The 14,320-nt window shown below is 36.0% G+C and carries 9 protein-coding genes and 1 pseudogene; 9 read left to right on the top strand and 1 reads right to left on the bottom strand.

What is annotated here, in order from left to right; translation table 11 throughout:
* The first annotated feature begins 67 nt into the window (after nucleotides 1–67).
* Together BUA96_RS00095 and BUA96_RS00090 are read left to right on the top strand one after the other, a co-directional pair.
* Nucleotides 68–1,240: a site-specific integrase gene (locus tag BUA96_RS00095; RefSeq protein ID WP_233430588.1), complete on the top strand. Its 1,173-nt coding sequence runs from the start codon at nucleotides 68–70 to the stop codon at nucleotides 1,238–1,240.
* A gap of 218 nt (nucleotides 1,241–1,458) precedes the next feature.
* The gene (locus tag BUA96_RS00090; RefSeq protein ID WP_072979094.1) at nucleotides 1,459–2,115 is read left to right on the top strand and encodes a sugar-binding protein; all 657 of its coding nucleotides are present in this window, start codon (nucleotides 1,459–1,461) and stop codon (nucleotides 2,113–2,115) included.
* On the opposite strand, the gene BUA96_RS00085 is transcribed toward BUA96_RS00090, so the two are convergent.
* On the bottom strand, nucleotides 2,112–3,158 hold the full coding sequence (locus BUA96_RS00085; protein ID WP_072979092.1) for a substrate-binding domain-containing protein: 1,047 nt from the start codon (nucleotides 3,156–3,158) through the stop codon (nucleotides 2,112–2,114). The two genes, BUA96_RS00090 and BUA96_RS00085, sit on opposite strands and share 4 nt — an antisense overlap.
* Before the next feature lie 299 nt (nucleotides 3,159–3,457).
* On the opposite strand from BUA96_RS00085, the gene BUA96_RS00080 reads away from it, so the two are divergent.
* From BUA96_RS00080 to BUA96_RS00050, 7 genes and pseudogenes are all read left to right on the top strand, one after another.
* A complete protein-coding gene (locus BUA96_RS00080; protein ID WP_084673003.1) occupies nucleotides 3,458–4,384 on the top strand; it encodes a sugar phosphate nucleotidyltransferase in 927 nt (308 codons plus the stop codon).
* Entirely contained in the window at nucleotides 4,375–5,490 is a 1,116-nt protein-coding gene (locus BUA96_RS00075; RefSeq protein WP_072979090.1) for a phosphotransferase enzyme family protein, read from the top strand. Before BUA96_RS00080 ends, BUA96_RS00075 begins: the two co-directional genes overlap by 10 nt.
* Entirely contained in the window at nucleotides 5,487–6,425 is a 939-nt protein-coding gene (locus BUA96_RS00070) for an NAD-dependent epimerase/dehydratase family protein (RefSeq protein WP_072979088.1), read from the top strand. The genes BUA96_RS00075 and BUA96_RS00070 overlap by 4 nt, the downstream gene beginning before the upstream one ends.
* A complete protein-coding gene (locus BUA96_RS00065; protein WP_072979085.1) occupies nucleotides 6,425–7,753 on the top strand; it encodes a sugar MFS transporter in 1,329 nt (442 codons plus the stop codon). The genes BUA96_RS00070 and BUA96_RS00065 overlap by 1 nt, the downstream gene beginning before the upstream one ends.
* Nucleotides 7,752–9,704, top strand: a pseudogene (gene nagB / locus BUA96_RS00060) (glucosamine-6-phosphate deaminase); the annotation flags it as partial. The gene BUA96_RS00065 and the pseudogene nagB, both read left to right, overlap by 2 nt.
* A gap of 10 nt (nucleotides 9,705–9,714) precedes the next feature.
* Complete coding sequence (glmM, locus tag BUA96_RS00055; protein ID WP_072979081.1) at nucleotides 9,715–11,106, top strand: phosphoglucosamine mutase; 1,392 nt, start codon at nucleotides 9,715–9,717, stop codon at nucleotides 11,104–11,106.
* Between the two features lie 270 nt (nucleotides 11,107–11,376).
* Complete coding sequence (locus BUA96_RS00050; RefSeq protein WP_072979079.1) at nucleotides 11,377–14,304, top strand: SusC/RagA family TonB-linked outer membrane protein; 2,928 nt, start codon at nucleotides 11,377–11,379, stop codon at nucleotides 14,302–14,304.
* Nucleotides 14,305–14,320 lie beyond the last annotated feature (16 nt).

Here is a 14,320-nt window from a genome sequence, read left to right as displayed (position 1 = left end):
ATGCTTAAATTTAAGTACTTACGTTTGGCTTTCGTCTTGAAAAATGTTTCATTTAAAGACGAATATTATGAGAACTCGGTTAACGTTTAGTTTAAACTTCTGGATTAACGGTTGTAGAGCTGAAAATGAAGAAGCAATAATCTATGCTCGCATCACTGTTAATGGGAAACGAGCAAATATTAGCTTAAAGCGAAAAGTGCCTGTGGAAAGTTGGGATAGTAGTAAAGGATTGGTTCGTGGATCCAAACCATTTGCGAAATCCCTGAATAAATATTTAGATCAAATACGTTCACTTATCTATCAATCTTATGAAGACTTACTGAACGAAGGGAACCTTATTACCGCCTCAGCTATAAAAAATAAATTTTTAGGTGAGGATAAGCGTAATAATACCCTATCAGAATTATTTGAATATCACAACTCCATTTCTGTTACTTCACTCTCCAATCACACGCTGCGTCATTATAAGGTTACGCAGCGCTACTTAAACAAGTTTCTTATAGATAAGTATAAATCAGATGATATTTATCTTAATAAGCTTGACTATTCCTTCATCAAGAATTTTGAGTTCTTTTTAAAATCCTATGAGCCGAAAGATCATCAAAAAAAGATGGGGCATAATACGGCGATGAAGAATTTACAAAGATTACGTAAAATGCTTACGATGGCATACCACCACGAATGGATAGATAAAGATCCTTTTATTCGTTTTAAAAGCTTATATGTAAAAAATAGAAGAGAGTTTCTAGCTCAGTATGAACTTGAACAACTAGAAGATTTTTCGTCTTTCTTAGAGCGTCTGGATATCGTTAAAGATATTTTTCTATTTGCTTGTTATACGGGCTTGTCCTATATAGATGTAGCCAAATTGAATAAAGATAAAATTGAAACCGATTTAGATGGTCAGCAATGGATCAAGACCAAGCGACAAAAAACAAGCATAGAGCTTATAATACCATTGCTGAATAAAGCGAGAAGGATTCTTTTGAAATATCAAGATCATCCACGGGTTTCTGATATGAACAGGTTACTGCCCACGTTATCGAATCAAAAGACGAACAGCTATCTCAAGGAGATTTCTGATTTCTGCGGGATAAAGAAAAACCTCACTTTTCACGTGGCCAGGCATACTTTTGCAACTACAGTAACACTTACAAATGGGGTTCCTATTGAAACTGTGTCAAAATTTGTTAGGACATACCAAGCTCGCCACAACTCAAATTTATGCTCGCGTTATTGACCAGAAAGTTAAGCAGGATATGGAACGCTTGGAACTAAAGATTGATAAGGGTTTAAGAATTGTAAGATAGAGGGTTTCTCAATAAGGTTATCCTTAGTAGACAGAAAAATTAGAAGCTTCATTTGAGATTGGTTTGGTAATTTTAATTTTATATACTGGCTTATTGTGATATATTATGAATCTAATATTTGCTATTACTTTTAAAAATTGAGGTTTCAATGAATAATACAAAATATATAGTTGGGCGAATACAAAACGGTTCTTCCGATTTGAGAAAAAGGGAAGAAACCAATCTCTGGGACAGTGCCAATGAACTCACCAATTTTGTATCACCTTGGGATAAGCAGCCTATAAAACCTATTACATTTAAAGCGTTATATGACACAGACTATTTCTATTTTAGTTTTAGTGTTGAAGACGACTCGGTATTCACCGAATTAAAAGACGATTCTAAATCCAGCATAGCGCAATCAGATCGCGTAGAACTGTTTATAAGAGCAGATGCGCAAATGTGTCCATATTACTGCTTGGAGATTGATACGCAGCCACGTATTATGGATTTCAAAGCAATGCCTAATCGAAATTTTGACTTAAGTTGGAATTGGCCAGAAGGCGAAATTGATGTAAAATCTTCTGTATTAAAAGATCACTTTAAGGTAGAAGGAAAAATCAGTCTAAAATCGCTAAAAGCACTTAATCTCTTAAAACAGGATGCTCGGGGTACCTTTATGGAAATTGGTGTTTACAGAGCTAAATATAATCATGACGAGATGGGTAACAAACAAGCCACCTGGATTACCTGGACAGATCCTAAAACTCCAGAACCTGAGTTTCATATAGCAGCCTCTTTTGGAATTTTTCGCTTTGAATCTTAATTTAAGTATTGTGGGTAATTTTCGGTATTGATAATATCAATAGGAAGCGTTAAGGATTCTTGTAAAGGCTTATCAAATAGGAAAAACTCAATCAGATTAGTTAAACTTAAATACACTTGTTTTTTAGGATCTTGATGTATTAAAAAGGCAATTTTGTCTTCTTCTAAGTATTTGATATTTTCGGCCACGAGGTCATAACCTATAATAAAACTTTTTGGTAAATAAGCTGCAATATGATTTGCTAGTAAATAGGCTTTAGAAGTTGTAACAAATAATCCGTCAACGGCATCAAGAGATTTTAAAAAGTTTTCTATAGTCTGGTCAAATGGAATTTTAGATTCCTTTTTAATGTTGTGAACGTTAATGGTATAAGCTAATTCTTTTTGAGCAAAATAATCTTTAAAGCCGCGTTCCTTTTCCTGCATATGCGAGGCATTTTGAAAGGCTTCATCTATATGCAAAACAGCTAGCGTTGCTTTATTTCCTAATAGCATATTAAACAACTTTGCCGCTACACGTCCACTTTGAAACAAATCCTGACCAATCTCGAGATTAATTTGTGGTTCTTTAATATAGTTATTAAACGTGGCGATTTTAATACCTGCAGCTACACACATTTTCGCAACATGCTCTGCTTCCTTATAAAATAACGGAACCATTAATACAGCATCTGGTTTTTCGGCTATGACTAGATCTGCAGCTTTGGTAAATGATTTTGTAGACTTTGGTTTAAATACACCTTTATTTATTTTGATACCAAAATGACTAAATTCCTGCTCAATCTGCTTTATAGCTTCATAACAGGGAAGCCAGTAGGGGTCTGCATCAGCATCGGGTAATAATATGGCAATATTATAGATCTTATTATTTTTAAGACTCTTTGCAATAGGATTGGGTTTATACTCAATTTTATCAAGTACTTTATTTACCTGTTCCAAAGCTTTAGGAGATACTTTTCCGCGCTTATGAATTACACGATCTACAGTGCCTTTAGATACGCCAGCTAATTCTGCGATATCTTTAATGGTGTAATTTTCTTTCATTAAAACAAAGATAATAATCTATATGAATTATCAGACTAATGTGTGCTCGATAACATTTTTTAATGTGTTCGAGCACATTTTTGTCAAAATTGCTTTTTTTTCAGATTCTTTTTAGATAAATTGTACCAGATTTAAAGATTAATAACGTGTGAGAGCAAATAATCTTTTAAATAAAAAACTGATTTACAGTGCTTTGTAATTTTTAAATTAATAAGAAATCAAATTGTGTTAATACAGGTTTTCAAACTCAGGTTTAGAAAACTATTAACAATCAACCAAAATTTTTGAAAAACACATTTATGTCAACAGAAATGCAAAATTCTAAAGGACCTACACTTGTTATACTTGCTGCCGGAATAGGGAGTAGATATGGTGGTTTAAAACAGCTAGATACATTTTCGCCGCAAGGGGATACTATAATTGATTTTTCGATCTATGATGCGATTGAGGCTGGGTTTAAAAAAATTGTATTCATCATAAGAGAGAATTTATTAGAAGAGTTTAAGGAGGTTTTTGAACCTAAATTAAAAGGTAAAGCTGAGGTAGATTATGTATTTCAGGAATTAGATCGTGTGCCAGATGCCTTTGTAGATTCTAATCGCACTAAACCTTGGGGAACAGGACACGCCTTATTGCTAACTAAGGATGTAGTAAAAGAAAATTTTGCAATCATTAATGCAGATGACTTTTATGGGCGTGAGTCTTTTATAATAATGGCAAACGCTCTAAATGATATAGATAGTGATTCTTATCATTTTAATATGGTTGCTTTTCAACTTAAGAATACAGTGTCAGATCACGGGTATGTCTCTCGTGGAGAATGTAAAGTCTCTCAAGATGGCTATCTCGAGGATGTTACCGAACGTACACATATTGAGAAACAAGGGGATAAAATTTTAGTAGAAAACGAGAGTGGCGACCTAGAGCTTATTGATCCGGAAACATTTGTTTCTATGAACTTTTGGGGTTTTACGCCTAAATGTTTTGAATTTGGATGGGAGCTTTTTAATGAATTTCTGGAGCGTAGTAAAGGCAATATAAAAGCCGAATTTTTTATACCTACTGTAGTAAATGAGATGTTACAATCTGATAAAGTGAGTGTAGAAGTATTAAGTACTCCCGAAAAATGGTTTGGAGTAACCTATAAAGAAGATAAAGCCATTGCGCAAACAGAAATTAAAAAATTAAAAGATAACGCAGTTTACCCGGTGCACTTATGGGATTAAATACAAACGAATTAATAGCTTCAGTTTTTAATGCGTTTAATCATAACTGCACAATTACTGATATAGAAGAATTTTCTAGTGGTCACATTAATGATACCTATTTTATAAGCACTGCCGAAGGACAACAATTTGTATTGCAGCGTATAAATGATGAGGTTTTTAATAATGTAGAAGAGCTGGTTAACAATAAAGTTAAGGTGAGTAAGCATCTTGCTGCAAAAATTCCAGAATTAGATACCGAAGAAAAATACAGACGTGTTCTTACTTTTTTACCTGCCAAAACGGGTGCTTATTATTATCAGGATGCTTTCAATAAATATTGGAATTTAACTTACTACATAGCAAAGAGTGTTTCGTTTGATACTGTTACAAATAAAGAAATTGCTTATGAAGGCGGAAAGCTCTTTGGTAAATTTATCAGTCAGACTAGTGACTTTGATGCGTGCCAATTGGTAGAAATAATTCCGGGATTTCATGATGTTCCCAGACGGTTATTGCAATTTGAGCAGGCAAAGAAAAACGCATCTGCAATGCGCTTAGAATGTGCAGCTTATCAAATTGAAAAGGTAGCGGCATTACAAGAAGAAATGGTCTTGTTACAGCAGTTAAAGGATGAAGGTAAAATTCCAACTCGAGTAACTCATAACGACACAAAAATTTCGAATGCGCTGTTTGACGCAAATAATAAGGGTTTATGTGTTATCGATACAGATACAGTGATGCCCGGTATTGTGCATAATGACTTTGGAGATGCAATACGCACCATTTGCAATACAGCCGAAGAGGATCAAAAAGACCTAAGTCTGGTATCCTTTAATGTAGATTACTATGAGGCATATCTCAAGGGGTTTTTAGAGGAATTACGAGACTCATTATCAGAAGTTGAAATCCAATTTTTGCCGCTAGGCGCAAAAACTATAATCTTCATAATGGGTTTACGATTTCTAACAGATTATCTGGCGGGCGATGTGTATTATAAAACCTCGTATGACGAGCACAATCTAGATCGGGCTAAAAATCAATTTAAACTTATCGAAAGTTTTGAAGATCAATATAACGAGATTTTAAAACTGAGTAAATCTATTGTAAAAGTAAAACAGCTATGAAAAAATATGTAATAACGGGTGGGGCTGGTTTTATAGGAAGTCACATTGCAGAACATCTTGTGGGAGAAGGTCATGAGGTTGTTGTATTGGATAGTTTACGCACTGGATTTCAAAAAAATATCGATCCTTTTAATTTAAAATTTGAGCAAGGCGATATTAGAAATATCGATACTGTAAATAAATTAGTTTCCGGTGCATCAGCGATTTTTCATCTTGCGGCATTAGTTAGTGTGCCAGAATCTATAAGTAAAATAGCCGAGTGTAATGCAATTAATGCTCAGGGAACAATTAATATTCTCGAAGCGGCAAAAAGGGCAGGAAAATGTAAAGTAATCCTATCTTCTTCTGCGGCAAATTATGGTGATAATCCGGTTTCTCCCAAAGTAGAAGCGATGACACCAGAACCTTTAACACCCTATTCTATTACTAAGCTTGATGGGGAGTATTACCTCGATATGTACCGCAATCAGTTTGATGTACCTACCACCTCTTTGCGCTATTTTAATGTATTTGGTCCGCGTCAAAACCCCAAGTCGGCTTATGCTGCAGTAGTTCCTATTTTTATTTTAAATGCATTGCAAAACAAGCCACTTATAATTTATGGTGATGGGCAGCAAACGCGTGATTTTATCTATGTAAAAGATGTTGTAGCAGCAAATTTACTCGCATCACAAACAGGTAAAGGGGTTTATAACGTGGCATTAGGAAACAGTACTTCGGTACTGGAACTGGCAGAATTTATTATCAAAATCACCAATTCAAAGTCTGAAATACTATTTAAAGAAACGAGAGCTGGTGATATAAAGCACTCTCAGGCAAATCCAGAAAAATTTCAGAAAGAAGGGTTTGAACCAAAGTATTCTATAGAAGAAGGTTTAAAAGAAACTGTAGCATTTTATGAAAGTGAATTGCTGGCACAAGTAAAAGAAGCATAATGGCCGATACTGCAATACAAATAAAAGAACCACAGGATTCAAAAAATGTTTCGATTGCTATTATAGCCGGAATGTTTTTTATACTGGGATTTGTAACCTGGATAAATGGGGCGCTTATACCATTTATGAAGGCTATTAATGAGCTCACCGACCAGCAGTCGTATCTGGTTGCATCTGCATCTTACATCTCGTTTGTGGTAATGGCACTTCCAGCATCTGCCATATTAAAACGAATAGGCTACTGCAAAGGGATGTCACTGGGTTTATTTATTATGGGGTTAGGAGCATTGGTTTTTGTGCCGGCCGCAGAAGCACGTACATATTCTTATTTTCTCATAGGTATATTTATTCAGGGAGCAGGAATGACGTTGTTACAAACAGCGGTAAATCCTTACATCACCATTTTGGGTCCAATTAAGAGTGCTGCAAAACGCATTGCAATTATGGGGATTTCTAATAAAGTTGCAGGAGCTCTGGGATCCCTGATATTTGGTGCATTATTACTCTCAGGGATTGAAGCAACTCAAGATAAAATTAAGCTTGCTGAAACTAGTAATAAAAATGTATTACTAGATCAAATGGCAGATAGCGTGGTATGGCCTTATATTATTATGGCTATATGCCTGTTTATTTTTGCTCTGCTTATACGTAAAGCACCATTACCTGAGCTAGAAGCTACCGAATCTGATGAATCGGGAGCAGAAGATTCAAAAAAAACGGTACTTCATTATCCGCATTTGCTATTTGGGGTTTTAGCACTTTTTGTTTACGTAGGAGTTGAGGTTATTGCTGGTGATAGTATCATTTCTTACGGTTTGGCACAGGGGTTTCCTGCAGAACAATCTAAGTTTTTTACCTCTTATACGTTGCTTGCAATGGTTTGCTCTTATGCATTAGGAATATTTTTAATACCTAAGTACATAGAGCAGCGCAATGCATTAATTATAAGTGCCACATTAGGAATTGTTTTAAGTGTATTAATCATCAATACCACAGGATTTACTTCGGTATTACTAATTGCGGCATTAGGTATTGCAAATGCAATGGTGTGGCCTGCAATATGGCCTTTATCACTTAGTAATCTAGGAAAACATACAAAAACAGGTTCTGCATTGCTGGTAATGGGTATTTCTGGTGGTGCGTTAATTCCACCGTTATACGGTAGACTTGTAGATGTCAATAAAGCAGATTTAATGCAAGAAGGAACTACCGCTGCAGTTGCTGCGGGAGAAGCAGCAAACTCAGGTTACATCTTATTAATCCCTTGTTACCTTATCATCCTGTTATTTGCAATATGGGGATGTCGCATAAAAAGTTGGTCAAAATAAAAACAATAAAAAGAAAACAAGAATGTTCACTAGTACAATAGACACTGCTACCGAATTTGAAAAACGTTTTGAGAAAATCAATACTCATGTTTTTGATAATTCCGCGAATGCGTCAAAAGCAGTAGCTCAACAAATAGCTGCACTTATTAAAGAAAAGCAAAGCCAAAATAAAACTTGTGTATTAGGATTAGCAACGGGCTCGTCGCCCAAGAGCTTGTATGCAGAACTGGTGCGATTACATCGAGAAGAACAGTTGAGCTTTAAAAATGTAATTACCTTCAATCTGGATGAGTATTACCCAATGAAGGCAGAATCGATACACAGTTATGTACGATTTATGAATGAGCAGCTTTTTGATCATATAGATATTTTAAAAGTAAATATTCATATACCCGATGGAACGCTTGCAAAAAATGAGATTGCTGGTTTTTGTACTCAATATGAGGATCAAATCGAAAAAGCAGGAGGGATTGATTTACAAATCTTAGGAATAGGAGGTAACGGTCATATAGGCTTTAATGAATCTGGATCTTTGCAAAATTCTAAAACACGACTGGTAGCGCTAGACCACAGTACTCGTATTGCTGCAAGTAAAGAGTTTGAAGGTTTAAAACACACCCCCCGTACGGCAATTACACTTGGCGTTCATAAAATAATGGAAGCTAAGCGGGTTATTCTTTTAGCCTGGGGCGAAAGTAAATCTGCAATTATTGCAAAAGCAGTAGAAGAAGGACTTACTAATCTTGTGCCGGCATCTTTTTTACAAGAGCATCAACATGTAGATTTTGTGTTGGATAAAGAGGCTGCGTCTAAGCTTACCCGTATTAACAAACCGTGGTTAGTAGAAGAAGTAAATTGGACAGATAAACTGATTAGTAAAGCGGTTTTAGATTTGGCCATAAGCTTAGAAAAACCCATTTTAATGCTTACCGATGCAGATTATATTGAGAACGGAATGAGCGATTTGCTGGCACAAATGGGCCCGGCATACGATATCAACATACGTATATTTAATAAACTACAAAATACCATAACGGGCTGGCCAGGAGGAAAACCGGGTGCAGATGATAACAAGCGACCAGAGCGAGCACTGCCAGCTAAAAAACGGGTGTTAATTTTTAGTCCGCATCCTGATGACGATATTATAAGTATGGGGGGCACGTTTAAGAGATTACACGAGCAGGGACATGAAGTGCACGTGGCTTACCAAACATCAGGAAATATTGCAGTTGCCGATGATGAGGCGATACGTTTTGCAAAATTTATTACAGATTATAATGAGGCATTCGGTATTTCTTGTGACGAAGCTCAACGTATATATAATAAGAGTTTTGATTTTTTAAAAACCAAAGAAATAGGAGGTATAGACATTCCAGAACTTCGACAAATCAAAGGAATTATTCGTCGTGGAGAAGCTCGAGCTACCAGCCATTTTGTGGGCTTACCCGATAGTCAGATTCATTTTATGAATTTGCCGTTTTACGAAACAGGAGCAATTGAAAAAAATCCATTAGGAGCTGAAGATATTGCACTTACAATTGATCTTATAGAGCAAGTTAAGCCACATCAAATTTACGCAGCTGGAGATCTTGCTGATCCGCACGGAACCCACAAAGTGTGCCTTGATGCTGTTTTTGAGGCTTTAAAACAAATCAAGCATAAAGATTTTATGAAAGACTGCTGGTTGTGGTTATACCGAGGTGCATGGCAAGAATGGGGTATCGATGAAATTGATATGGCGGTGCCTATGGGACCAGATCAGGTAATAGAAAAGCGTTTTGGAATATTTAAACACCAGTCTCAAAAAGACGGAGTTGTTTTTCAAGGATCAGACAGTAGAGAGTTTTGGCAACGTGCAGAAGATCGTAACCGCGAGACCGCAGAGTTGTATGACAAGCTCGGACTTGCGCATTATGCAGCAATGGAAGCTTTTGTAAAATGGGAATATTAATAGAATAACAATGACATTAATAAAATCAATATCGGGAATACGGGGTACAATAGGTGGTGCTACGGGTGATAATTTAACACCCTTAGACACTGTAAAATTTGCAGCAGCTTACGGTACCTGGTTAAAAGCTGAGAATACAAACCAAAAACTAAAAATAGTAATAGGTCGTGACGCCCGTTTGTCGGGTAGTATGGTAAGCGGATTAATCAGCAACACATTACTAGGGCTGGGAATAGATGTGATAGATTTAGAACTATCTACCACACCTACAGTAGAACTAGCGGTCGTAAGAGAAGCGGTTCATGGGGGAATAATTGTAACCGCAAGTCATAATCCCAAACAATGGAATGCCTTAAAATTACTTAATCATAAAGGCGAATTTTTAAATGCTGAAGAAGGAAGTAAAATTATAGCACTCGCTGAGAAAGAGGCTTACGATTTTGCTGAAGTAGATAATTTAGGTAGTTATTTTGTAAATACGAATGCTATTGAAGCGCATATCGATGAAGTATTAGCATTAGAACACGTTGCAGTTGAAGCAATAAAAGCAAAAGGTTTTAAGGTTGTGGTCGATGCCGTTAATTCTACAGGAGGAATCACTATTCCTGCATTATTAGAACGATTAGGCGTGATCTGTATACCATTATACTGTGAACCTACAGGACATTTTCCACATAATCCTGAGCCCCTTGCAGAACATTTAACTGCTATTTCTAAACGTGTAGTTGAGGAGCAGGCAGATTTAGGATTTGTGGTAGATCCAGATGTAGATAGGCTGGCTATTGTAAATGAAGACGGGACTATGTTTGGGGAAGAATATACACTCGTAGCTTGTGCTGATTATATTTTAGGTAAAACGCCGGGAACTACAGTATCCAATTTGTCTTCAACACGCGTACTTAATGATGTAACTATAGGCTATGACCAAGCTTATTTTGCCAGCGCAGTAGGTGAAGTAAATGTGGTTACCAAGATGAAAGAAGTAGAAGCGGTAATAGGTGGAGAGGGGAATGGAGGTATTATTTACCCGGAGTCACATTACGGACGTGATGCTTTGGTAGGTATTGCTCTGTTTTTATCGCATCTCGCCGAAACCAGAAAAAGCTGTAAAGAATTACGTAATTCTTATCCTGCATTTTTTATAGCCAAAGAGAAATTAGAGTTACCTACAGCTACAGATATTGATGCATTATTAATGCAGATACAAAAGGTCTACGCCAACGAAGAAGTTAATACAATCGATGGGACTAAGATAATCTTTAAAAATAAAGAGTGGGTGCATATCCGTAAATCTAATACGGAACCTATTGTACGCATTTATGCAGAGAGTACATCATTAAAGAAGGCTAGACTCCTGACAATGAAAGTAAAAGAAACATTGAATTCTTTTATTTTAACATAAATTAATTATGTGCTCGTGCACATAATTAATTTAAATGTATTAGATTAGTAAAATCTTAACAAAGAATGATGATTTTTGAATATTATTTTTTTGAGTAATGGTATAATTAAATTGATTTTAGGCAATCTATATTAGATTTAAAAATAGTTACAACTATTTTTTTAACTAAAAGTGTGCTCGAGAACACTTTTATAGTACCTGAGTGGATTTAAAGAATCAGACAAGCAGAAAACTTTTTAAAATCAATCAAATAATCAAACAACATTAATTATGATTAAAATTTTAAGCACAATTTTTTTCGTTTTGTGTACTGCAAGCGCAGTTTTCGCACAAAGCGCAATTACGGGAATAGTGACTGATTCAAAATCCGGATCGCCTATTCCTGGAGCTAATGTTCAGATAAAAGGAACTTCTACAGGAGTGGTAACCGATTTTGATGGAAACTATAGTATATCAGCAGAATCAGGTCAAATCCTTGTTTTTACTTACTTAGGTTTTAAGCCAAAAGAAGTTATAGTATCTACAATGACTACAGTTAATGTGAGTCTCGAATCATCTACCTCAGAATTAGATGAAATTGTGGTAGTAGGCTATACCGAACAAAAAAAATCAAGTGTTACTTCGGCTGTATCAGAAGTCAAGTCTAAAGAGCTTACCGATGTTACCACTTCAGATGTTTCTACAATGCTTCAGGGTAAAGCTGCCGGAGTACAAGTGGTGCAGGGATCAGGACAACCGGGTTCTTTGCCATCGGTACGGATTCGAGGTTTAACTTCAATTAATGGAGGTACAAATCCGCTTTGGGTACTTGATGGAGTAATTGTACACGGAACCCCCAATTTAAATCCAAATGATGTCGAAGGTATATCTGTTTTAAAAGATGCTTCAGCAACAGCATTATACGGTTCTCGCGGTGCAAATGGTGTCGTTGTGGTGACTACCAAGCAAGCTAAACTAGATCAAAATACACTCACTATTTCCTCAAGATTGGGTTACAGTTATTTTAACAATGGCAATTTTGAAACGATGAATTCACAGCAACTCTATGATTACTATCAATCTTTTGGAAATCAAGATAATATTCCTGAAGGAATTGATGAAAGCGTATTGGCTAATGATTTTGATTGGTTTGAGAATGGTACTCAAACAGGAGTGATTCAGGATCATAATCTAACATTTACCGGCGGCAATGAAAAGTCAAAAACATTCCTGTCATTAGGATACTATAATGAGACAGGAACACTCAAAGGATACAAATATGATAGAGTAAGTGCTCGTTTGAATCACGACTACAAAATTGGAGAAAGGCTTACGCTAAAACCAAAGGTGGCTGTAAACTACAATAAGCGAAATAATCGGCAACATTCTCTTTATGCTCTGTATACTTATATGCCTTGGGATACCCCTACTGATATTAATGGAACTATTATAAATCCTCAGGATCTAGAAAGTGGTCAGATTTGGTACGGGAGAGATAATGCAAATTATCTCTATAACTTACAATATAACTATAGCAATAGTAGGGAGCTAAATCTTTTTTCTAATATGGATTTAGAATATCAGATTCTTCCTGATTTAAAATTTATTTCTACTAATAGTGTAACTTTTTACTATGCTGATGGTATGACTTATACAGACCCCAAATCAACTAGTGGTCTTGCTAATAATGGTCAACTATATAAGTACAACACTAAACGTATAACCAACTTTACAAATCAGATGTTGAAGTATTCAAAATCAATGGGTGCGCATCGTATAAATGCACTTTTAGGTTATGAATATCAGGATTATAAATATACCTCTAGTGGTGCTACTGGCTATGGGATTGTATCGGGTACCACAATTTTGGATAATGCTGCTACACCAGGAGCGGTATCAGGGACTACAAATGATTCTGCTCTTCAGTCTGTATTGTTTAATGCTGATTACGGGTATGATAATCGCTATTTAGCACAGTTCTCTATACGTAGGGATGGAGCCTCAAATTTTGGAAAAGACAATCAGTACGGTACCTTTTACTCTGGTAGCTTAGGTTGGAATATACATAATGAAAGCTTTTTTAAAGTAAAGGAAATAAATCAACTTAAGCTACGAGCCAGTTATGGCGCAGTAGGAAACAGACCAGCGGCACTCTATCCACAGTATGATCTATATAGTTTACAGAGTACATACAATGGTTTGCCAGCGCCATCTCCATATCAATATGGAAATGATGATTTAGCTTGGGAAATTTCATATCAGACTAATATAGGCTTAGATAGCCGCTTCTTTGATCGTGCAAGTTTTTCTTTAGAATATTATAATAAGGATACCTCAGACTTATTGTACTATGTGATTCTGCCCTCTACAAGTGGTTATAATGGATATTATGAAAATATTGGAGGAGTGGTTAATACTGGTTTTGAAGCCAATCTTTCTGTAGATATTTTTCAGGAAAACCAAAGCGGCTTTGGCTGGACTATAACTGGGAATATTGGAACCAATAGCAATGAAGTTACCGAGCTTTTTGAGGGTGAAGATATAGACAGAGGTACTAAACTGTCTCGTGTAGGAGAGGATTATAACACTTGGTTTATGCGTAAATGGTTAGGAGTAGATTCTGAGACTGGAAACCCTTTATGGGAAACGGTTGATCCTAATACTGGAGAGCGTTCAGAAACAACGGATTATAATGCAGCCACAAAACAGATTGTAGGTAGTTCAACTCCTGATTTTTATGGAGGTTTCAGTTCGATGATGCTTTATAAAGGATTCTCACTTAGCGCAAACTTTAATTTTTCTCAAGGAGGTCAGATTTATCATTCTAGTAGAGAGCTATATGACGCAGATGGAGCATATCCTACCTATAATCAACAGGTTTTACAGGATGGTTGGAGTAGATGGGAGGAGCCAGGAGATATAGCCACGCATCCACGAGCTCTTTATGGAGGGAATAACCTTTCTAACAAAACATCTTCACGTTATTTAGAAGATGCAAGCTATCTCAGAATGCGTAATATTCGTTTAGGCTATACTTTCTCTCAAAAATGGTTGAGCGATCTTCACATGAGTAATTTTGAAGTGTACTTAACTGGAGATAATTTACTCACCATTACTGATTTTTCGGGAACTGATCCTGAAGTAGGAATTGATGGGTATGCTAGCTCCCAATATCCTATTTCTAAGCGTATTGCGTTTGGACTTAATCTGTCATTTTAATCAAAAATAAATAGCG

This window comes from Leeuwenhoekiella palythoae (assembly GCF_900130045.1).
Lineage (GTDB): Bacteria > Bacteroidota > Bacteroidia > Flavobacteriales > Flavobacteriaceae > Leeuwenhoekiella > Leeuwenhoekiella palythoae.
Note: the sequence above shows the minus strand (reverse complement) of the source record. Positions and strands in the feature narration are given on the sequence as shown.